This is a genomic window from Metabacillus sp. B2-18 (genome assembly GCF_021117275.1).
In the GTDB taxonomy this organism is placed as follows: domain Bacteria; phylum Bacillota; class Bacilli; order Bacillales; family Bacillaceae; genus Metabacillus.
Genome location: NZ_CP088245.1, coordinates 2,687,466 through 2,707,621, shown reverse-complemented (window position 1 = coordinate 2,707,621; position 20,156 = coordinate 2,687,466). Strand labels below are relative to the sequence as shown.

Genomic DNA, 20,156 nt, shown 5'->3' with positions numbered 1-20,156 from the left:
AATTTGTTAGAAAAATATGGTGATATTTAGTTAAAATGTTTTGGAAGGAGTGAAATTCATTTTGTCTAAACAGGTAATAGGAAAAACACTTGCAATTTTTGGCTGCATTAGCAATGATTATTAATATTTCTTTTTTCAAACAATCAGAAGGGTACGATATAGTTCGATGGATTTCATATGCTACATTTGGAATAGGGGTACTTTTAATTCCTATATACTCAAAATCAAAAAGGGATAATTAATAATTTATATGCACAAATAAATAGAAAACGAGTCACTGTTTTATAGCTAACTACTCCAGATAAAAAAGATTGATACCATATTCATCATACGCTTATGCGATTGTCGCCTAACGTATGATGAATTTTTTGCTAAAGTAGAAGGGATTTTTGAAGGTGTATTAATAACCTTTAGGGTAGCACAATAAAAAACAAATTAAGTGTAATGATAATGTAAATTGGTGTATATTAAAAAGGGAAATTTTCCTAATAGGGGTGGGAGGATGCTATGGAAAAGTTAGAATATGAATGGGTAAAACAAACACGTCAAATTTTAGTAGATCAGTGTAGAGAATTGAATGAAGATGATTTTACTAAAGAGTTTGAATTTGGTTTTCATAGCATTAGAGATTCCCTAGTTCATGTGGCAGGTTGCTATCATGCATGGTTAGGTTCTTTTGTGCTATCAGAATCATCATCTCCATTATTAACGAAGGAAGTAATTAATAATATGAAGGTAGATGATATTCAACGGTATTTTAAACAAGCTGATGAATATGTAGAGAGTGTACTTGAACAATTCAAAAACAAATTTGATGAATTTATCGAAAAAGAGCCTTCTTGGAGAGCAGGTAGTGGGTATATAAGAAAGACGCCACATCAATTACTAATCCATTCAATTACTCATGAATCACATCATAAAGGGCAAATTGTAACTATGCTACGTTTACTTGGCCATATACCTAAAAATACAGACATATTGGGGTTGCCTGAAAAAGAATTCGCAAAATAATAATAAGGAATTCTTCCGAAATCAGAAGCACTTATCTTGAATATAAGGTAAGTGTTTTTTCGTGTTGGGCGGGGTTCTTAAATAAAAAACGTCTTTTTTGTAAGGACCAGTTCATTTAAAAAGAAAAATCTAAAATGTTGAGTAATTAATTTATAATTGTAATAAAGATACTTATTTTTACAATGGGGGAAATGTAATGCTAGAGAATGAACAAACACATTGGAAAACAATGATGGATATACTATAAGTACTGATAAACGTTTTTGGATACAGAAATGATACATAAATTCGGAGATACCTAGTAATCAATATTTGTATTGGATAGAAGCTGGAGAGAGTTTTGAAGATGCGCTTCCTTTAAAAATATAAAATTTACTAAAATTAATGAAAGTTAAGGGTGATACTTATGATATAATTATCTATATACGAATTAACGAGGTGATTATATGGATAATGAACAATTGTTAAAAATCATCTTAGAACGGTTTGATAAAGTTGATCTGCAATTTAAAGAGGTCTTACATAGACTTGATACTATTGAGAGAAGTCAACAGGAAGATGTTCAAGGAACTTTAAACCTAATATCTAAGAAGGTTGACGGTATGATTTACGATATTGAGTATTTAAGCGAGAAGACAGGTAAACATGACACAAAGATAAATAGCCTAGAAAAAAGAATTCAGTCTTAACATAGGTTGGATTTTTTACTTTATATTCTTAATTTGTGCTATGCACTTAAAGTAACAATGGCTTTAGTATAATCGTAATCTTCCACAAAACCAGCTAATAGTTGTCAACATTTTTCAATAAAAAAATTAAAATAATGATGATATACTAAAAATGAGTATGCTAAATAGCCTTCCTTATCTTAGTATTTGGAAGGTTTTGTTTTATTTTGATAAATATAGTCTCTAAGCTAATTCTTGGAAAGTAGTTTTGTTCTTTAAAAGTGCGTAAATCAAGTGTAAAAGCTTATTAACACAAGCGATAATTGCTGTATGTATATTATCCGTTTCAGGTGATACCAGTTATGCCAGTTAACTTTGCTTTAGATGCTTCACTTGTCCCTGTCACATTCATGTTAGTATATCAATGGTGTATTAATAACAATAAGAATATATTCCTCTACGGCGTATTAACGAGTGCCTTTTTCTCATTTTTATTAAAACCTGTAATGGTTGCTTGGGATTTAATCAAACTAGGAAATGGTATGAATTACTTTTATCTCTTTCTTAATTATCTAGGCATCTTAATAATGGCAATTGTAATAACTAAGATCTTTATCTACTTAAAACACCATCCAAGGATATATAAAAAATAAATAAGTTTAATGTACCTTATATTCTAAAACTAAGTTTAAGGTATAAATATTACTTCATTGTTAAACTACCATGTAAGAACTTAGTTATCTTACACCTTCTGTGGTGAAGCTCTGCTTCATGGATGGCTAACGGACAGTTTGGTGGAATAAGTAGAGGTATATTAGGGGGGAGAATAGTGGAATTCGAATTTTTGGATTTTAATATTATTAAAGGAGAGGAAATTGAATTACATCTTGTAAGACATCACCAGGAAACAAGGAAAAGAACTAGGTTCCAGCTTATCATTTCAACATTTCTTTAAGTGGTTCGCTCAAACCTATTGGTAAGATAGATATAAGATTGGATACAATGAAAACTTATATAATGGTGGTCATATTGGTTATTCAGTAGATGAGGAAAATAGAGGTAATCACTATGCTGCAAAATCTGTATTGCTTTTGAGGAAAGTGGTACAAACTCATAAAATGGAAAAACTGTTTATTGCCTGTAATCCAGATAACATCGCTTCAAGAAAAACTTGTGAATATATCGGAGCTAATCTTTTAGAAATCGTTGATGTCCCAGAAGACAATGCTATGCATCAACAAGGAGTGTTCTTTTAACTCATTGCTATGGCAGGAACATTACTCAATAGGTAATGTTCCTGCCTATTTTTTTGTAACTTATACTTGACTTTGTGTATAGTTTATTTTACATTATGTATAACATATTTTACATTTTGTAAAATTTATCAAACAAGGAGGTTTGAATCATGACATACCAAGAAAAGAAAAGCATTGTATCAGTAATTAGTGCAATACTCATTTTCGTTTCTTATTGCTTTTACATGTATCCACGGTTTCCAGGAGGGGGACTGGAGTCAATTGAAGCTTTTCGTTATTGGGGTTCCTTTGTCCTCTTCCTGACATTGTTTTCAATCGTTGCACATATCATAATCAGCATTATTTTCAACATTATATTTAGAATTACGACCAACGAAAAAGAACCCACATTTGCAGATGAATTAGATAAGTTAATTGAATTGAAAGCGCACCGGAACTCATTTTTCGTGTTTATCATTGGCTTTCTTATTGCAATGGGATCACTGGTCATTTTTCAGCCCTCACATATGATGTTCATTATTCTGATTACTTCAGGGTTCATTTCAGATGTGATGGGCTCCGTTACAAAACTTTATCACTATCGGAGAGGAGTATAAAAAATGGGTAAAAATCTTGTCGGCAATCACATCCGAAAATTACGTTTCAACCATGATGAAATGACTCAGCAACAGTTGGCTGACAAGGTGGGCGTAACAAGACAAACCATCGTGGCTCTCGAAAAGGGGAATTACTCCCCATCTCTAGAACTAGCTTTTCGCATTGCACACACCTTTAACTTACCGTTAGAAGAGATATTTTATTATGGGGAAGACACAAAGCAATAAAGAACCATATTGTTTTCGAATTTATAATGTGAGGGGATAAATAGATGAATTCAAACAAAAAAGCTGCAAAAATTGTAGGTGTATTGTTTATACTAGCTGCTGTTTCGGCTGTGCTAGGTCTAAATTTATACGCCCCTATCTTAAATGATTCAGATTACCTAACAAAAGGTTTTGAACACTCAAACCAGATAATATTAGGGGCGCTTATGGAGTTAATTCTTGTAGTTTCGGCTATAGGAACAGCTACTACCTTGTTTCCATTGTTAAGAAAGTATAATGAAACAATTGCACTATGGCACGTTTGTTTTAGATTTCTTGAAGCGATTATTATTACGATTGGTTTAATCAGTGTATTGTCCCTTTTAACCTTAAGCCAAGAATTTGTAGCAACAGAATCCCTAGATTCCAGATCTTATCATTCTTCAGGAATCATCCTAAAAGCAATACATGACTGGACATTTATGCTTGGTCCACTTTTTATGCTAGGTATAAACACGATGATGTATAGTTATATATTTTATAAAACAAAACTTGTACCGAGATTCATATCAATTCTTGGAATGACAGGGGCAACTTGTGTTTTTGTTTGTTCTTTGTTCGTCATGTTCGGCGTATTTCCTCAAATATCTTTTTGGGGTGCTATTTTAGCTGTGCCAGTAGCAGCTAATGAAATGATTTTAGCAGTTTGGCTCCTCATTAAGGGATTTGATGAAACAGCGGTTGCTTCTATCTCTGAAAAGAGGAAATTTACTAAACATGAGTTTACTTCAATGTAAGGCAATTACTATATAAAAAATTAAACCACTAATCAAAACCATAACAGACGTTACCCTCATCTTGAAATAATCCAACAAGATAGATTTCCACATTCCTTTAGTATTAGTTTACCTCTAAAAATTCTATAAGTAAGAAGATGAAAAGAAGGAGAGAGTGGCCATATGAAAGCAATCGTATGCACCAAATATGGAACACCAGATGTTTTTAAACTTCAAGAGATCGATACGCCAATCCCGAAAAATCATGAAGTCCGGATCAAAATTCACGCGGCTTCAGTTGGACCAGCAGATTGTACCTTTCGAAAAGGTTCCCCCATTGTTAAGCTTGTTTACGGTCTAAAAAGGCCAAAAAATTCAATACTTGGTGCTGAGCTTTCTGGCGAAATTGAAGCTATTGGAAAAGGGGTATTGAAATATAAAGTAGGCGACCAAGTTTTTGGGTTAAGTGCAAGGACGCTTGGTGCTCAAGCCGAATACAAATGTCTGCACGAAGATACTCCTCTGGCGATCAAATCGTCTAATATGACCTATGAAGAAGCTGTTGCCATCTGTGATGGTGCACCTACCGCACTGACGTTCCTTCGTGATAAAGCAAAGTTACAGCACGGACAACATGTTTTGATTAATGGTGCATCTGGAGCAGTAGGGATATATGCGGTACAAATAGCTAAATACTTGGGTGCAGAAGTTACTGGAGTATGCAGTACAACAAATATAGAGATGGTAAAGTCGCATGGAGCAGATAAGGTAGTTGACTACACCAAGGAGGATTTTACGAAGAACGGTCAAACATATGATGTTATTTTTGATGTAGTGGGTAAACGTTCCTTTTCACAATGTAAAGGCTCTCTCTCGAAAAGAGGAACATACCTTTCCACTGTACTTTCATTATCCATTCTATTTGACATGTTAAAGACAACGATGTTTGGGAAAAAGAAAGCAATTTTTGTAACCGCGGGACTTATGCAGAACCAAGCAAATCTGAATTATCTTAAAGACCTTTATGAGGTAGGAAAGATTAAAGCAGTCATCGATCGACGATATTCATTGGAAGAAGTTGCCGAGGCTCACCGATATGTAGAAAAGGGACACAAAAAGGGAAATGTCATCATAACTTTGACGTAACTCTGAGTTTTTTACCTTGTGCAGTAGGAAATGGAGGGATTCTTCCTTTCTCTTATTCGACTTAAGGGTAAGCATTCCTGTAATAAATGAAGTGGTAATTTTGTCTGTTTGTGAAACATTGTACTTAAACTAACGGGGGCTTTAGTTGAAGAAGCCCCTGTGTTTATGTGGAACTCTTTATGAACAGTACAACCATATTGTTCATAACAAGGTGATATTCAACAAACAAAGCGCGCATGTGTAATAACATTTGCGTCTTTTTATGTGAAATTTTTGTGATTATTCAGGTGTTATCAAATCTCCCAATAATATTAGCCAAATATCAATAGCAATACCTGTTATTAATGCTGTTAGCAATCCCAAAACCTCGACTCTTTCTCTTTTTAAAAATGAATTACAACCTATCAATATTAAAGCTATTATTATTTCCCAACTTCCAACTGTAAGCCCTACATTTATAGACAGTCCTACTAAAAGCGCATCAAAGGGTGAAGTCCCAAGGTCTGAATGTATAGTTAATGAAATACCAAGGGTTAAAATTAAAATTCCTAGTACATAAAAAACGTATTTCACTTTACTACACCTACCTTTCTGTTTTTTTATTGCAAATGCAATAAATTTAAGATACATTTAATATATGGTGATTTTATTGTATTTACAACAAAATTTATATAAAGGAGTTAATTATGAAGGAAATTCTTCGAGAAATTGGAATGATAGCAAGGGCTTTAGATTCCATAAGCAATATTGAATTTAAAGAATTTGACCTTACAAAAGGGCAGTATTTGTACCTAATCCGAATATACGAAAATCCGGGAATTATACAAGAAAAGTTAGCTGAGTTGATAAAAGTAGATCGAACGACAGCAGCTCGAGCTATAAAAAAGCTTGAAATAAATGGTTTTATTGAAAAGAAAGATGATGAACATAACCAAAAAATTAAAAGGCTTTTTCCAACAGAGAAAGGAAAAAATGTTTATCCATTCATAAAAAGAGAAAATGAACATTCCAATAATGTTGCATTAGAGGGATTTTCTGAAATTGAAGTGGAGACCATACTTAATCTTTTACAAAGAGTAAGGAGAAATGTAGAAGTCGATTGGGAGTACGTTAAGAAAGGAAACAAGAGAAATTATTAATATATAAGGAGCGTTACATAAATGACTATAAATATTAAAATATGCACGCTTGAAAATCTAAGAACACTTCAAGAAGTTAGTTATGAAACATTTAATGATACATTTAGGCATCAGAATACACCTCAAAATATGAATACTTATTTGGAAAAGGCATTTAACTTAAAACAACTAGAAAAAGAGTTATCCAATATTTCTTCGCAGTTCTTCTTTATTTATTTTAATAATGATGTCGCTGGATATTTAAAAATCAACACAAATGATGCTCAATCCGAAGAAATGGGGGAACATTCACTAGAAATAGAAAGAATTTATATAAAGAACAAATTTCAGAAACATGGGCTTGGTAAACATCTGCTAAATAAAGCTCTTGAAATTGCAGTGGAGCTAAATAGACAGAAAATCTGGCTAGGTGTATGGGAAAAAAATGAAAATGCTATTGCTTTTTATAAGAAAATGGGATTTGTTGAAACAGGAGCCCACTCTTTTTTTATGGGTGATGAAGAGCAAACGGACATGATAATGACAAAAATACTCAAATAACTTTTCTTGAAAGGTGATTATGAATGTATATTCCAAAATATTTTAAGATCACAGATGAAAAGATAGCTCTCAACATTATAAAAGAACATAGTTTTGCGACTCTTTTTTCGCAACACAATGGAATTCCATTTGCAACTCATTTACCGTTAATTTTGAACAAGGAGAATTCATACTTATATGGACATTTTGCTCGTCCAAATCCTCAGTGGAAAGATATTGAAAATCAAACTGTTCTAGCTATCTTCCATGGTCCTCATTGTTATATCTCCCCATCTTGGTATGAGACGAATAAGGCAGTACCAACATGGAATTACGTGACAGTTCATGTATATGGGGAAGTCGAACTTTTAGAGGATGAAAATGAGTTAATAGATTCCTTACATGACATGGTATTAAAATATGAAACTCCTGAAAGTTCATATAGATTACAGGATGTACCTGCTGAGTTTCTTGCTGGTATGAACAAAGGAGTTCAAGGTTTTAAAATAAAGATCAATAAAATAGAAGGAAAAGTTAAATTAAGTCAAAATCATTCTTTACAGAGACAAGAGTTAGTTATCAATCAACTTGAACAAAATTTCAATGCAGATGAGCAACAGATCGCCTTATTAATGAAAGCAAACATAAAAAGTAATGGTTATTAATGCTATCAAACAAACTGAGAGTTCTGTTCAATCACTATCTTCAACAATCAAAAGCGCTGTTCTTGAACAAGGATAGGTGCTCGCACTTTAGGGGCGTTTCTGCAAAATGCAGGAACGCCTTTTCAATTTTCAATTTTTCTTGCATAGTAATGGAGGGAAAATTAGTCTTATCAATAAATAAAAAAATATCAAAAAAATTTTGAGAATAAACTTATAAACAATTCGTTGTACTTTATGAAAAAGCTTTTTCAATCACAAAAGGAGCAAACTAAATGAAAAGTTCATCGACAAACTTTATCAGTAGATTAAAAAAACAAAAGGAAGATGCACTCGAGTATATCGTTGATGCATATATGCCTCTTGTTAAAACTATTGCCACAAAAATTTTACACAATATGAAGCAAACAGATGTTGATGAGTGTATCAATGATGTTTTTCTAACTGTTTGGCAAAATGCTCATCAGTTTCAAGGTGATACACAAGATTTCAAAAAATGGATTGGCATGATTACGAAGTACAGAGCAATCGACCAATACCGTCAAACTAAAAATCAAGTCGCACATGAACAAGAGGACGCACCACTAGAACAGAAAGCAAGTGCTATACAAACAGATATATTTGTCTTGAAACGAGAAGAAAAAAACGCGTTGTTATTTGCGATTAGTCAATTGAAAGAAATTGACCGGGATATTTTTATAATGAAATATTATTTGGAGCTTACAAATAGTGAAATTGCTGACAATCTAGGTTTATCGAAAGCTGCGGTCGATAATCGGTTGTATCGAGGTAAGAAAATCTTAGCCACAAATACCACGTTAAAGGAGCTATTTGTATGTGTATGAAAGAATGGATAGATATGGATATCGATCAACTTGATTTAGTAGACGTAACAGAGGTCGAAAAAGCACGCGTGAAACAACATGTACTCAAAAAACGAAAAAAAGTACCTATCTGGCGTAATATTGGTGTCGCTGCTGTTATCATTCTTGTAACAAGTACGGCAACGGGTTTTGCATTCCCGTCTCTTGCATCACAAATTCCGTTTATGGATAATGTCATTAGTTATTTTAATGGCGAAGAGCAACACTATAAAAATTTTGAGACCTTCTCTACTGATATTGGTCTTGCACAGACGAGTAATGGTATTACGGTCATGATTGATAATGCCGTATATGATGGGACGAATATTACGGTATCCTATGCAATTGAAACCGAGCATCCATTTGGTGAAAATCTAGATACACTCGCACCTCACTGGTTTGATGTAAAGGACTCAATAGCAAGTGGTGGTACGGGTACAATTACAAAGATTAACAATACACATTATGTTGGAATTGCGACACTTACACCTCACTTCAAAGATGATGTATATCCAGAAACGGTACAGGTAACTTGGGAGCCTGCAACTTTTACCAATCATGAAGGATTAGAAATAAAAGGTGATTGGTCCTTTGCCTTTTCATTAGAACGTTTAGAAGGAAATCTAGAACTTGTGAATATGACGGTTCAGGACGAAGACGTGTCATTTACACTCCAATCTGTTGAATTTACGCCAGTATCAACTGTTATTTCATATGAACAAGTGGTAACAGATGAACTACTTGAATTGTGGCCAAGTGTGACACCCGTATTCAGAGTTTCAGACGATCTTGGACATGTGTATATAAATGAAACTGGTGGTGGAGGTATGTCACCCGATAAAGGTAAAACATTTAAGGGAACAACTGAATTTGGTACCATCCAAGAAGGTGCGAGAAAGTTAATAATTCAACCCATTGAAATTGTAAGTAATAATTATGGAGAAGGTCATAAAGAAATTGAACTTGATCCTATTGTTATTGACTTATAACAGAGAGGCGCTTGCAAAAAATCATACAGTGGCGGATTTTTCATGAAATGGACATAGGGAGTCTTCTTAATTAACAGGAGTGTTTTTTGGAAAAAGCAATGACGCTCTTTCACAAATATAATATTCAGCAATCAAAAGCGCCTTTCTGGAACAAGGAAGGTGCTTATTTTATTAAGGACAAACTCTTGAAGAACAATTAAAATGAAATTGAGTTTGTTAAGAGAGTTACACTTTAACGAACGGAACAGGTTAAAGTAATTATGTATATTAAAAATAGGGTGGGATTAGGGCTTGGAAGATAAAATAACAACATTATTGAAAAACATTCCAAAAGTTGAAAAAGGTAAAAAGGTTGTACTCGGAATAGATGGATTAAGTCGCTCAGGTAAAACAACAATAGTAAGAAACATCGAACAGCATATTCAAGAAAAAGGTATTTTTTCTTGTGTTTTACATATAGACGATTACATTGTAGAGAGAGAAAGACGTTATAGCACTGGTAATGAAGAGTGGTATGAGTATTACAATTTGCAATGGGATGTAGAATGGCTAAAAGAGAATTTATTCAAAAGACTTAAAGAATCTAATGAATTAAAATTATTAACATATGACTATAATTCAGATTCACAAAATTTATATTCGGTCATGATACCAGATACTTGTCTAATTATTATCGAAGGAGTGTTTTTACAAAGAAAAGAGTGGAGAAATTACTTCGATTTTATGATTTTTCTGAATTGTGTACGAGAAGAGAGATTCAAACGTGAAAGTGTTGATACACAAAATAACATTGAGAAGTTTGAAAAAAGATACTGGAAAGCAGAAGATTATTATATGAAAACAGTTTCGCCAATAGAACAAGCCGATTTAGTTATACAGAATTAAAATATAGAATGATAGGCTTAAACTAAAACTAAAGGCTAAAGTGGATTTATGTTGTACAAAAGAAGTAATTATAGATAGAACTTTTGATACGAAATACAATAGAATTTGATATTCAACAAAGCGCGAATGTGTAATAACATTCGTGTCTTTTTATATTGGCCATATTGTGGGAGAAGAAAATTTCACCAATTTTATATTTACTTATTATGTTAACGTCATGGTAATATAGTTTTAATGAAAAATACGATGAAGAGAAGAGTAGATAAGATTCATTCTTTCAAGAGAGCTCCGTTTGGTGGAAAGGAGTAAGGATGATTTATTGAATCAAGCCTCTGAGTATCATATTGGAACCTTTTAGGGGATAGTATGACGGAAGCTCCCGTTATAGAGCTAAGGTAATAGTTTTTTTGTACCTGATAAGATTAGTATGGCGACATATTAATAAACTGGGGTGGCACCACGATTATAAAATCTCGTCCCCAAGACATTGATCTTGGGGTGGGATTTTTTTGTATTGTGCCTTTATATTTAAATATACGGAAAAAGTAAATATTAGTTTTTTTGTAGGGTGGATTTATTATTTTTGTAAGAAAGGAGAGAGGTAGGAATGGTTTTGAAGGAAAAACTTGTGTCTTGGAAATATCCCTCAATCCTATTAATTGGAATTGGGGTCTCGAATTTTGGTGAATGGATCTATTTCATATCACTTAATTTGATCGTTTTTGATTTGACTGGTTCACCCCTTGCGGTATCAGGACTTTATATCATCAAACCACTGGCTACTTTATTAACGAATTTTTGGGCTGGTAGTATTATTGACCGATTAAACAAAAGAAAACTAATGGTTTTTCTTGATATATTCCGAGCTTTATTTATAGCTTTATTACCATTTATGTTATCCATTGCACAAATTTATTTAGTAGTATTTATTATAAACATGGCGAGTTCTATGTTTGGTCCAACTTCAATGACATATATTACAAAGTTAGTTCCTCAAAAACAAAGAAAACAATTTAATTCCCTTCATAGTCTAGTTACTTCTGGAGCATTTTTAATAGGGCCAGCCATTGCAGGGTTATTGTTCTTTATTGGAACTTCAATTTTTGCAATCTATACAAATGCAATTGCGTTATTTATTTCAGGTATGATTACATTACTAATGCCTGATATAGAAAAACAAACAGCTATATCATTAAGTAATAATAAGCTATCAATAAAAATGATTAAAAGGGATTGGTATGCTGTAGTTGAATTTAGTCGCGGATCTAGTTACATTATGATGATTTATTTTTTGTTTAGTTGTGTAATGGTCATTATGGCAAGTGCTATAGATTCTCTTGAAGCAGCTTTTGCCAAAGAGGTTTTATTTTTGTCAGACAGTGAGTATGGATTTTTAGTAACCATTGCTGGGGCAGGTATTGTAGTTGGAGCATTAATTAACTCTTTAACAGCTAAAAAACTAAAAACCTCAATTTTGATTGGTTTAGGATCAGTACTAGTATCAACTGGATATATGATTTATGCTATTTCAAGTTCATTTATCATTGCAGCACTTGGGTTTTTTATCCTAGCTTTCTTCATCGCTTGTGCTAATACAGGCTTTCTAACATTTTATCAGAACAATATACCAGTTGATGTTATGGGACGTATTGGAAGTGCTTATAGCTTAATTCAAGCGATTTTAATTATAATTATAACTAGCATTATGGGAGTTGCAGCTCAGATTACTTCAATTCAGGTAGTTGTTTTCTTGGGTGTTTTAGTAATGTTGGTATTATCCATTACTTTGTGTACCTTTAGCTTATTACCTTCAAAAAAACAATTTTATGAAGCTGATGCTGAATCTAACAGAAGTATTAGTCTTTAAGCAGAAAATACAATAACCATTGTAATGATCATCCACAATAAAAGCGCTGTTCTTGAAAAAAGGTGACAAACTATACTAATCTGTAAAATAAATAAATTGTATACGGTGTAACAAGTCCGATTGCCGTGTAGAGACCTGGGGTATAAGTTTTCAAAATAAGGGTCTGTATGAGATGAACAAGGTTATGTAATATTACAAAACACAAAAAAATCATAAATAAGATTGCTGTCCATCCACTTTCAATGAATTGTACCTTAATGAATACGATAGTTGAGGCAACTAAAAATATTACCACATCTCTCTTAGCAAAAGAATGTGAATTAATATTCCAGAAGCTCCAAATTAACTTCTTTAGGCGATTATTATTACTTTCAATTAGACTCGAAGTTTTCCTAGACCAACTTTCAACACTGATTATTTCTTCAAAATCATGTAACATAAATATGACTAAAAAAAGCCAAATTGCATTATGAACTTCTAATGAGAACATCATGTTTAACCTCCAAAATAAGTATATATTTTTATAATAACACTAGTTGGAATATTTTAGGTTGTTTAGTGTTCACTTAACTAATAAAGTAAAAAAACAATCTTCAACAATAAAAGCGCGAATCTATAATTACATTTGCGCTTTGTTTATTATAGGACCTAATGAATGTAAAGCAATTCGGTGATAATTATAATATACCTAAAGAAAAAAATTTGAATGGATGATATAGCATGATTGATAATATAAACTTTTGGTCAAATCAAAATTATTACAAATTACAAAAATTAACTGAAGATGATGTAAAAAATGTTGAAAGAAAACTAGGGTTATTAATAAAGGTAAAATGATTGCTAATGTATTACAAATTAAACCCGTCATAGCAAAGCCGTATCCTCTGTGCCTTGTTATATATGTTTCCTTTAAACTAAAATAACTTACAATAAAACCTACAATAGAATAGGTATCCCTATCAAGCTTATGACTGATAAAATTAATGAAATACATACTAATACTAGAGAAATAACTGCCCTTTTATTTAATAGTAGCATTATTTAGGCTTTCTTTATATTGATTTCATTCTCTTCGGATTATTATTACCCATATTCCCCACCTGACCTATTTTTTCTGGACGTTTTTTTGGGACGACCAATTGCCAACAAAATCCTATAAAGTATAATAAGGATAAAATACAGCAGAAGAAATCCTTTATATTATTATATAAAAGTCACCAGTCCCTTTCATAGTTGAAAAAGATTTAGTTAAAGAGTAAGTCAAACTTCTTAACAGGAGGAAGAAAAATGAAAATTTATGTGGATGCAGATGCTTGTCCGGTGAAAGATATTATTATTTCTGAAGCAAGAAATTTAGAAATCCCGGTTATCCTTGTTACAAGCTTTTCTCATTTTTCTAATGCAGAACAGCCAACAGGAGTGGAAACCATTTATGTTGATTCTGGAGCAGATGCTGCAGATTATCGGATTATGAAGTTGGTAGAAAAAGGAGATATTATTGTGACGCAAGATTATGGTCTTGCCTCGCTAGGTTTAGCAAAAGGAATTATCGTCCTCCACCATACAGGATTCAGTTATACAAATGAAAATATTGACCAGTTATTGCAAACACGTTATTTAAGTGCAATGGCTCGAAAAAGCGGAAAGCGAACAAAGGGACCAAAGCCATTTACAGCAGAAGACGGGGAGCAATTTAGGAATCTTTTTAAACAGGTTATTTCTAGTTAAAATTAGGCTAAACTCAGATATACAGAAAGGAGCTAAATATTTTGAAGTACATAAAATCGCAAATGCAACAACTAATTAAGGAAAATAAAGAACTGCATACCCGCTTTAAAGAACTGAAGGCAGAAATGGGACTTGAAAAAAACAATGCCCTTAAGGCCTTGTACCATTCAGAAGTTGCTGATGGAGGAAAGTACCAGGTAGCTTACCAAGCACTTGATCAGCCCAAAAAGTAAATTCTTTTCTTTTGTTTATTCTTACTAAAATTTTGTTATAATTGTTTGTTTTATTGATATTATTCTTCAACAATAAAAGCGCGAATGTGTAACATTCGTGTCTTTTTTATGTGAATTGCTAGAAATGGAAAAGAGATTGTGAAGCGTTACACTTAAATATCGAGCAGTTTTGTTCAACCTGAATTGAAACTTACATTAAATATAACCGTCAAATTTAAGAAAGGGGACTTGTGTGAAAAGTAAACATTTATTATCTATTGCTGTTTTATTTGTTTTATTTATTTCCTTTTATCCAGGTAAGACATTAGCAACATCTTGGGCTTATCCATTTGTAGTTTGGGATGGATATATTTATGTGATAAGTGATGAATATGTAACGGAAATTGATAATGAAATAGGACATGTCACTAGGCATTCGGATATGGAACAGTATTCCAGTAACTTCTCTAATGCCTATAAGCGAGGCACTAAATACTATTCAATTAAAGAGATAAGTACAGACTAAGCAATAGCAGTTGGAGAATAGGATGGTCAATATATAAAGGCAAATAGAGAAGCAGAATATGAAATGAGAAGTCCTTTTGATGATTTCTTTGATGGACAACAAATTATTATTAAAATGATTATATTTTTTGTTTTGAGTATTTTAGCTTTTTTCTCATTTATAAAGTGATAAAGAATAATCGTGGAAGAGGTTAAAAACCTTATCAAACTAGTGTAGTGTTAGTTCAATACCCATCCTCACTCCTTGAATAAGGATGTCGCCCTTTTTCATTGGTTAAGGTATTCCTTAAAAGGTGAATTTTAGTTAAGCATTGAATAATATATAATAATTAAAATTCAGAGAGTTGGTGTTGTAATGAAAGTTATATTAGAAAAAGCTACTGCCAATAACGCCAAAGAAATTTTTGATATTCAAGTTGAGGCCTTTATGCCATTGTTGGATAAGTATAAAGATTATGAAACTAATCCAGCAAATGAAAGTGTTGAAAAAGTAGTATCAAGAATTAATAGATCTGACGGTGGTTTTTATAAGATATTAGCTGATAATAAACTTGTAGGCGCTATTTGCATTTTTACCAATGAGGAGACACAGTTTTGGATTAGCCCAATGTTCATTCTACCTACTTATCAAGGAAAAGGAATTGCACAGAAGGCAATTAAACTAATTGAAGACATGTTCCCCCATGCAACTTCTTGGGAATTAGCCACATTATTAGAGGAAGAAAGAAATTGTTATTTGTATGAAAAAATTGGTTATAAAAAAACAGGAATAACCAAGAAGTTAAACGATAAAGCAACCCTTACTTTTTATAAAAAGATTTAGAAACTATTTGGCTGTAAAATATTAATTAGTTAAAATGAGAGGAACCTAATAAATGAGTAAAGAGATGTTTGTGCAAGTAAGTGATTGTAAACTATATGCTAAATTATTGAGTGAAACTACCGGAAAACCAACTATTATTATGGACGCAGGATATGGAGATTTCTCAAAGGCTTGGGATTCTGTAATTGGGGATATTTCAAAACTTAGTAGTGTGTTAATTTATGATAGAGCTGGACTCGGGAAAAGCGAAAGAAGTTTGAATCCAAGAACCAGCCGTGATATGGTAAAAGAATTGAAACAGCTTCTTGTAAAAGCTAAGATAGAACCTCCATACATTTTAGTAGGTCATTCGTTCGGTGGAGTTAATAATATGCGAATATTTGCAACTGAATATCAAAATGATGTTTGCGGGCTTGTCCTGATTGACTCTACACCTGAAGACTATAGAAAAAGATTTCTCCCAATGATGTCAAAAGAGTTTCAAAGAGCATACAACAAACAATTCATTTATGAAGGCAACTATGATGAATTTATGGAAAGTCTAGAACACTTAAAAGATACTAAAATAAAATTAAATGTCCCAGTAATTGTTCTTTCAGCTGGTAAGAAAGATCATTACTCAAACGAATCACAAGAGCTATGGAATGAAATGCAGAGAGAAATTCTTGAAATATCTGCTGATGGAGAATTGGTAATAGCTAAAAACAGTACTCATTATATTCAAAATGTCGAACCTGAAGAGGTAGTAAGTGCGATAAAAAAGCTAATTGACAAGATGAGTTAGTGAAGGATTATGCATTATTTCTATTAATAAATGAATAAAGGTTGTAGGTTATTGAAAAGTTTGTTTAACCTGTACTCCACAATCGGTCGCTTTCCTTGAATAGGGAAAGTGCTTTTTCATTAAAGGGCCAGATTGTTGTACAAGGTAGATATTAAATAATCTCATTTTCAAGAAAAAATATATTAAATTGAGTATATATGTTGACAACAAGAGATAAATTAAATAAAATTATCTCATATTCAAGATATTTTAATTCAAGATAATTACATTCGAGATAAATTGTGTTGTAAGTTTATCTTACCTTTAATAGGAGGTGTGACATGGAAAGAAAATGTTCGAATCATCCGTTTTTATTGCTAATGCAAACAGCAAGATTATTTCAAGAACAAATAAGGGATGACATTTCTCAAAAAAACTTGAGTATTACTGAATTTTCAGTTTTAGAAGTCCTTTTTCACAAAGGTAAACAAACGATACAGCAAATTGCTAAAAGTATTCTAATAGCTAGTAGTTCGATGACATATGTTATAGATAAATTAGAACAAAAGGATTTGATTAAAAGGAATGCCTGTCCTGAAGATAGGAGAGTAGTACACATTACATTAACCAAAAAAGGATTAGAATTAATGGATATTATTATGCCAGAACATGAAGAACTCGTTGATAAGGTATTTGAGTCTCTGAACCCTAACGAGGTCGAGGATTTGTCCTTTCTTTTGAGGAAAGTAAGACAAAGGTTAGAAAAATAGTTTCATATCAAAATTAAGTAATAATTGGAGGAATTACATTGATAGATATAGGTTTGTTAATTATTAGGGTAGTTATAGGTTTCTTATTTATTGGTCATGGTGCGCAAAAGCTATTTGGATGGTTTGGTGGTTATGGATTAAAGGGTACTGGTGGTTGGTTTGAATCTATCGGAATGAAGCCAGGGATGACAATGGCCCTTTTTGCAGGGTTAGCAGAACTCTTCGGAGGAATTTTATTTGCATTAGGACTTTTAACACCACTTGCAGGAATTATCATTGCGGGAACTATGTTAATGGCTATTGTAAAAGTACATGGTCAAAATGGTTTATGGGCAACATCAAATGGATATGAATATAATCTTTCCTTACTAGTTGTCGCTATCGGAATAGCTTTAATCGGTGCTGGCCGTTATAGTCTTGATTATTTTTTATTCTAAAATATCTCGAAACAGAGATACTTTAATTAAGGAGATTGGATAGTATGGATTTTATACAATTAGTAAAAGAGAGACGATCAGCAAATAACTTTCTTCCTGATCATTCGATAAAAAAAGAAGAACTAAATGAAATATTTGAATTAGTCAAACTTGCTCCATCAGCTTTTAATCTACAACATACAAAATATGTAACTGTAATAGATCCAGTTGTGAAAGAGAAAATAAGGGCGGCTGCTAATGGACAATATAAAGTATCAAGTTCTTCTGCGGTTATTATTGTTCTCGGTGATAAAAAAGCATTTCAACAAGCATCGGAAATTTATGCTGGGTTAAAAATGCTAGGAATTATAAATAAACAAGAATATGACCAAATGGTCAATGATACAGTTACATTTTATGAATCTAGAGGTCAAGATTTTCAGAGAGATGAAGCAATTAGAAATGCCTCCTTATCAGCAATGCTATTTATGATGGCAGCAAAGGAAAAAGGATGGGATACATGTCCTATGATTGGTTTTGACTCTGACGCAATCAAGAATATATTAAATATAGATGATCAAGACGAAATCGTTTTAATGATGGCATTAGGAAAAGAAAAGGTAGAGAGTACAAGAGCACGAGGTTATCGTAAACCAATAAGTGAATTTGTTACCTATCTATAACAAATAAGATAGAAACTTAGTTAAATTCTTAATAAATTGGAGTGTGAATAAAATGAGTAGAAAAACAATGGGTATACACCATATAACGGCAATCGTGGGTCATCCTCAAGAGAATGTTGATTTTTATGCAGGTGTGTTAGGTCTGCGTCTAGTAAAACAAACGGTCAATTTCGATGATCCAGGGACTTACCATCTTTATTTTGGTGATGAAGTTGGTAAACCAGGAACAATTATGACATTCTTTCCATGGGCAGGAGTTCGACAAGGTGTGATAGGAGACGGGCAAGTAGGAGTTACATCTTTCGTTGTTCCAAAAGGTGCTTTGGGTTTTTGGAAAACAAGATTAGAAACATTCAAAGTAAAATTTACTGAAATGGATAGATTTGGTGAGAAATACTTGGAATTTGATGATCCGCATGGGCTTCACTTGGAAATAGTTGAGAGAGAAGAGGGTGAGGCTAACACTTGGAACTTTGGGGGATTAACCCCTGAAGTTTCGATTAAAGGGTTTGGAGGAGCGACCTTATTATCAACCCAACCAGATAAAACTGCGGAATTATTAGAAAGTGTAATGGGACTTGAACTTGTTGCAAAAGAAGGCGATTTTAGTCGATTCCGTTCTACAGCAGAGATTGGAAATATCATTGATTTAAAACAAACTCCTATTGGGCGAGGACAAATGGGCGCTGGAACAGTACATCACATCGCATGGCGAGCAGTTGATGACCAGGATCAATTAGATTGGCAAAAATATATTTCAGAGAATGGCTATCAGGTTACTCCTGTCCAAGACAGAAACTACTTTAATGCTATTTACTTTAGAGAACATGGAGAGATTCTTTTTGAAATTGCAACTGATCCTCCAGGATTTGCACATGATGAATCATTGGAGACAATGGGAGAAAAATTGATGTTGCCTCATCAGTATGAACAATTTAGAGAACGAATCGAACACGAGTTAATACCGATTAAAGTAAGAGAGCTAGATTGACTAATTTTTTGAAAAGGAATGATTTCTTTGCTATCAATTGACCCTACAAACAATAGCGAAAGAGAGAACTACAAATTTTTAATAGGTAGCATTATACCGAGACCTATTGCCTTTGTCACGACAAGCTCAAAGGAGGGCGTTCTAAACGGCGCACCATTCAGTTATTTTAATATCGTATCTTCAAATCCGCCAATGATTTCATTATCGATTCAACGATCAAAGGAGAGACAAAAGGATACAGCGAGAAACATCATTGAATCAAAAGAATTTGTTGTTCATATCGTTGATGAGGACAACATTGAAAAGGTGAATGAAACAGCTGCTAACCTTCCATCTAATCAGAGTGAAGTAATGGTAGCTAAATTAACTCCAATTGAAAGTGAGAGAGTTTCAGTTCCTGGAGTGAAAGAATCTAAAATTCGAATGGAATGTGTGCTAGAACATTCTTTAGAACTTGGTGGTGTGGATACACCAGGATGTGATTTTATAATAGGAAAAGTTGTTCAGTTTCATATTGAAGATAGTATTTATGAAAAAGGAAGAATTGATCCAAAGGGCTTAGGGGCTGTTAGTCGATTAGCAGGTGTAAATTACGCAAAGATAGGTGAGATATTTTCCATAGAACGACCAAATTAAAACAAATTTAAGAAAGGAGGGATTG

General features: G+C 32.9%; 27 protein-coding genes, 1 pseudogene and 1 other annotated feature. Of the genes and pseudogenes, 26 read left to right on the top strand and 2 right to left on the bottom strand.

Going from position 1 to position 20,156, the window contains the following annotated elements:
• Window positions 1-507 precede the first annotated feature (507 nt).
• The 9 genes from LPC09_RS13630 to LPC09_RS13600 all read left to right on the top strand — a co-directional run bounded on the left by LPC09_RS13630 (window position 508) and on the right by LPC09_RS13600 (window position 5,660).
• The gene (locus tag LPC09_RS13630; RefSeq protein WP_098799057.1) at window positions 508-1,011 is read left to right on the top strand and encodes a DinB family protein; all 504 of its coding nucleotides are present in this window, start codon (window positions 508-510) and stop codon (window positions 1,009-1,011) included.
• 446 nt (window positions 1,012-1,457) lie between these two features.
• Entirely contained in the window at window positions 1,458-1,700 is a 243-nt protein-coding gene (locus tag LPC09_RS13625; protein WP_098799058.1) for a hypothetical protein, read from the top strand.
• A gap of 341 nt (window positions 1,701-2,041) precedes the next feature.
• A complete protein-coding gene (locus LPC09_RS13620; protein ID WP_231307568.1) occupies window positions 2,042-2,332 on the top strand; it encodes a hypothetical protein in 291 nt (96 codons plus the stop codon).
• 176 nt (window positions 2,333-2,508) lie between these two features.
• The gene (locus LPC09_RS27370; RefSeq protein WP_255301675.1) at window positions 2,509-2,634 is read left to right on the top strand and encodes a hypothetical protein; all 126 of its coding nucleotides are present in this window, start codon (window positions 2,509-2,511) and stop codon (window positions 2,632-2,634) included.
• A 37-nt stretch (window positions 2,635-2,671) separates the two neighbouring features.
• Window positions 2,672-2,935, top strand: a complete 264-nt coding sequence (locus tag LPC09_RS27645) for a GNAT family N-acetyltransferase (RefSeq protein WP_218012752.1) — start codon at window positions 2,672-2,674, stop codon at window positions 2,933-2,935.
• 149 nt (window positions 2,936-3,084) lie between these two features.
• Window positions 3,085-3,531 (top strand): hypothetical protein, encoded by a 447-nt coding sequence (locus tag LPC09_RS13615; RefSeq protein ID WP_098799059.1) that lies wholly within the window; start codon window positions 3,085-3,087, stop codon window positions 3,529-3,531.
• Window positions 3,532-3,534: 3 nt separating this feature from the next.
• The gene (locus tag LPC09_RS13610; RefSeq protein WP_098799060.1) at window positions 3,535-3,759 is read left to right on the top strand and encodes a helix-turn-helix transcriptional regulator; all 225 of its coding nucleotides are present in this window, start codon (window positions 3,535-3,537) and stop codon (window positions 3,757-3,759) included.
• Between the two features lie 44 nt (window positions 3,760-3,803).
• Window positions 3,804-4,535, top strand: a complete 732-nt coding sequence (locus LPC09_RS13605) for a DUF4386 domain-containing protein (RefSeq protein WP_098799061.1) — start codon at window positions 3,804-3,806, stop codon at window positions 4,533-4,535.
• 162 nt (window positions 4,536-4,697) lie between these two features.
• Window positions 4,698-5,660 carry an NAD(P)-dependent alcohol dehydrogenase gene (locus LPC09_RS13600; protein WP_098799062.1) on the top strand — a complete coding sequence of 321 codons (963 nt, stop codon included), beginning with the start codon at window positions 4,698-4,700 and terminating at the stop codon, window positions 5,658-5,660.
• A 282-nt stretch (window positions 5,661-5,942) separates the two neighbouring features.
• Here LPC09_RS13600 and LPC09_RS13595 read toward each other — a convergent pair.
• Window positions 5,943-6,233 (bottom strand): annotated as a pseudogene (locus LPC09_RS13595) (YitT family protein); the annotation flags it as partial.
• A gap of 113 nt (window positions 6,234-6,346) precedes the next feature.
• On the opposite strand from LPC09_RS13595, the gene LPC09_RS13590 reads away from it, so the two are divergent.
• The 7 genes from LPC09_RS13590 (at window position 6,347) to LPC09_RS13560 (ending at window position 12,584) form a co-directional block, all read left to right on the top strand.
• On the top strand, window positions 6,347-6,799 hold the full coding sequence (locus tag LPC09_RS13590) for a MarR family winged helix-turn-helix transcriptional regulator (RefSeq protein WP_098799063.1): 453 nt from the start codon (window positions 6,347-6,349) through the stop codon (window positions 6,797-6,799).
• Window positions 6,800-6,820: 21 nt separating this feature from the next.
• A complete protein-coding gene (locus tag LPC09_RS13585; protein WP_098799064.1) occupies window positions 6,821-7,339 on the top strand; it encodes a spermidine/spermine N(1)-acetyltransferase in 519 nt (172 codons plus the stop codon).
• Window positions 7,340-7,362: 23 nt separating this feature from the next.
• Window positions 7,363-7,983 (top strand): FMN-binding negative transcriptional regulator, encoded by a 621-nt coding sequence (locus tag LPC09_RS13580; RefSeq protein WP_098799065.1) that lies wholly within the window; start codon window positions 7,363-7,365, stop codon window positions 7,981-7,983.
• Between the two features lie 272 nt (window positions 7,984-8,255).
• Window positions 8,256-8,825 carry a sigma-70 family RNA polymerase sigma factor gene (locus LPC09_RS13575; RefSeq protein WP_098799066.1) on the top strand — a complete coding sequence of 190 codons (570 nt, stop codon included), beginning with the start codon at window positions 8,256-8,258 and terminating at the stop codon, window positions 8,823-8,825.
• Entirely contained in the window at window positions 8,816-9,832 is a 1,017-nt protein-coding gene (locus LPC09_RS13570) for a DUF4179 domain-containing protein (protein ID WP_098799067.1), read from the top strand. Before LPC09_RS13575 ends, LPC09_RS13570 begins: the two co-directional genes overlap by 10 nt.
• A gap of 291 nt (window positions 9,833-10,123) precedes the next feature.
• Window positions 10,124-10,717, top strand: coding sequence for a kinase (locus tag LPC09_RS13565; RefSeq protein ID WP_098799068.1), 594 nt, complete (start codon window positions 10,124-10,126; stop codon window positions 10,715-10,717).
• A gap of 237 nt (window positions 10,718-10,954) precedes the next feature.
• Window positions 10,955-11,201: a binding site (T-box leader), on the top strand.
• Window positions 11,202-11,330: 129 nt separating this feature from the next.
• Window positions 11,331-12,584 carry an MFS transporter gene (locus tag LPC09_RS13560; RefSeq protein ID WP_098799070.1) on the top strand — a complete coding sequence of 418 codons (1,254 nt, stop codon included), beginning with the start codon at window positions 11,331-11,333 and terminating at the stop codon, window positions 12,582-12,584.
• Window positions 12,585-12,654: 70 nt separating this feature from the next.
• Here the strand turns inward: LPC09_RS13560 and LPC09_RS13555 are convergent, their stop codons facing one another.
• Window positions 12,655-13,074 (bottom strand): HXXEE domain-containing protein, encoded by a 420-nt coding sequence (locus LPC09_RS13555; RefSeq protein ID WP_098799071.1) that lies wholly within the window; start codon window positions 13,072-13,074, stop codon window positions 12,655-12,657.
• A 797-nt stretch (window positions 13,075-13,871) separates the two neighbouring features.
• On the opposite strand from LPC09_RS13555, the gene LPC09_RS13550 reads away from it, so the two are divergent.
• From LPC09_RS13550 to LPC09_RS13505, 10 genes are all read left to right on the top strand, one after another.
• Window positions 13,872-14,312 (top strand): YaiI/YqxD family protein, encoded by a 441-nt coding sequence (locus tag LPC09_RS13550; protein WP_098798520.1) that lies wholly within the window; start codon window positions 13,872-13,874, stop codon window positions 14,310-14,312.
• 41 nt (window positions 14,313-14,353) lie between these two features.
• A complete protein-coding gene (locus tag LPC09_RS13545) occupies window positions 14,354-14,545 on the top strand; it encodes a hypothetical protein (RefSeq protein ID WP_098798519.1) in 192 nt (63 codons plus the stop codon).
• A 232-nt stretch (window positions 14,546-14,777) separates the two neighbouring features.
• The gene (locus LPC09_RS13540; RefSeq protein WP_231307567.1) at window positions 14,778-15,050 is read left to right on the top strand and encodes a hypothetical protein; all 273 of its coding nucleotides are present in this window, start codon (window positions 14,778-14,780) and stop codon (window positions 15,048-15,050) included.
• Between the two features lie 354 nt (window positions 15,051-15,404).
• Window positions 15,405-15,872 (top strand): GNAT family N-acetyltransferase, encoded by a 468-nt coding sequence (locus LPC09_RS13535; RefSeq protein ID WP_098798518.1) that lies wholly within the window; start codon window positions 15,405-15,407, stop codon window positions 15,870-15,872.
• 52 nt (window positions 15,873-15,924) lie between these two features.
• Entirely contained in the window at window positions 15,925-16,656 is a 732-nt protein-coding gene (locus LPC09_RS13530; RefSeq protein WP_098798517.1) for an alpha/beta fold hydrolase, read from the top strand.
• Between the two features lie 320 nt (window positions 16,657-16,976).
• Window positions 16,977-17,405 carry a MarR family winged helix-turn-helix transcriptional regulator gene (locus tag LPC09_RS13525; protein WP_231307566.1) on the top strand — a complete coding sequence of 143 codons (429 nt, stop codon included), beginning with the start codon at window positions 16,977-16,979 and terminating at the stop codon, window positions 17,403-17,405.
• Window positions 17,406-17,443: 38 nt separating this feature from the next.
• On the top strand, window positions 17,444-17,842 hold the full coding sequence (locus LPC09_RS13520; RefSeq protein WP_231307565.1) for a DoxX family protein: 399 nt from the start codon (window positions 17,444-17,446) through the stop codon (window positions 17,840-17,842).
• Window positions 17,843-17,886: 44 nt separating this feature from the next.
• A complete protein-coding gene (locus tag LPC09_RS13515) occupies window positions 17,887-18,504 on the top strand; it encodes a nitroreductase family protein (RefSeq protein ID WP_231307564.1) in 618 nt (205 codons plus the stop codon).
• A 52-nt stretch (window positions 18,505-18,556) separates the two neighbouring features.
• On the top strand, window positions 18,557-19,495 hold the full coding sequence (locus tag LPC09_RS13510; RefSeq protein WP_231307562.1) for a ring-cleaving dioxygenase: 939 nt from the start codon (window positions 18,557-18,559) through the stop codon (window positions 19,493-19,495).
• A gap of 27 nt (window positions 19,496-19,522) precedes the next feature.
• Complete coding sequence (locus LPC09_RS13505; protein WP_231307561.1) at window positions 19,523-20,131, top strand: flavin reductase family protein; 609 nt, start codon at window positions 19,523-19,525, stop codon at window positions 20,129-20,131.
• Window positions 20,132-20,156: the final 25 nt, after the last annotated feature.

Bases quoted from the DNA above. Each gene is read 5' to 3' on its own strand.
- LPC09_RS13630 (WP_098799057.1), top strand. From the start codon at position 508: ATGGAAAAGTTAGAATATGAATGGGTAAAACAAACACGTCAAATTTTA.
- LPC09_RS13625 (WP_098799058.1), top strand. From the start codon at position 1,458: ATGGATAATGAACAATTGTTAAAAATCATCTTAGAACGGTTTGATAAA.
- LPC09_RS13620 (WP_231307568.1), top strand. From the start codon at position 2,042: ATGCCAGTTAACTTTGCTTTAGATGCTTCACTTGTCCCTGTCACATTC.
- LPC09_RS13615 (WP_098799059.1), top strand. From the start codon at position 3,085: ATGACATACCAAGAAAAGAAAAGCATTGTATCAGTAATTAGTGCAATA.
- LPC09_RS13610 (WP_098799060.1), top strand. From the start codon at position 3,535: ATGGGTAAAAATCTTGTCGGCAATCACATCCGAAAATTACGTTTCAAC.
- LPC09_RS13605 (WP_098799061.1), top strand. From the start codon at position 3,804: ATGAATTCAAACAAAAAAGCTGCAAAAATTGTAGGTGTATTGTTTATA.
- LPC09_RS13600 (WP_098799062.1), top strand. From the start codon at position 4,698: ATGAAAGCAATCGTATGCACCAAATATGGAACACCAGATGTTTTTAAA.
- LPC09_RS13590 (WP_098799063.1), top strand. From the start codon at position 6,347: ATGAAGGAAATTCTTCGAGAAATTGGAATGATAGCAAGGGCTTTAGAT.
- LPC09_RS13585 (WP_098799064.1), top strand. From the start codon at position 6,821: ATGACTATAAATATTAAAATATGCACGCTTGAAAATCTAAGAACACTT.
- LPC09_RS13580 (WP_098799065.1), top strand. From the start codon at position 7,363: ATGTATATTCCAAAATATTTTAAGATCACAGATGAAAAGATAGCTCTC.
- LPC09_RS13575 (WP_098799066.1), top strand. From the start codon at position 8,256: ATGAAAAGTTCATCGACAAACTTTATCAGTAGATTAAAAAAACAAAAG.
- LPC09_RS13570 (WP_098799067.1), top strand. From the start codon at position 8,816: ATGTGTATGAAAGAATGGATAGATATGGATATCGATCAACTTGATTTA.
- LPC09_RS13555 (WP_098799071.1), bottom strand. From the start codon at position 13,074: ATGTTCTCATTAGAAGTTCATAATGCAATTTGGCTTTTTTTAGTCATA.
- LPC09_RS13550 (WP_098798520.1), top strand. From the start codon at position 13,872: ATGAAAATTTATGTGGATGCAGATGCTTGTCCGGTGAAAGATATTATT.
- LPC09_RS13535 (WP_098798518.1), top strand. From the start codon at position 15,405: ATGAAAGTTATATTAGAAAAAGCTACTGCCAATAACGCCAAAGAAATT.
- LPC09_RS13530 (WP_098798517.1), top strand. From the start codon at position 15,925: ATGAGTAAAGAGATGTTTGTGCAAGTAAGTGATTGTAAACTATATGCT.
- LPC09_RS13525 (WP_231307566.1), top strand. From the start codon at position 16,977: ATGGAAAGAAAATGTTCGAATCATCCGTTTTTATTGCTAATGCAAACA.
- LPC09_RS13515 (WP_231307564.1), top strand. From the start codon at position 17,887: ATGGATTTTATACAATTAGTAAAAGAGAGACGATCAGCAAATAACTTT.
- LPC09_RS13510 (WP_231307562.1), top strand. From the start codon at position 18,557: ATGAGTAGAAAAACAATGGGTATACACCATATAACGGCAATCGTGGGT.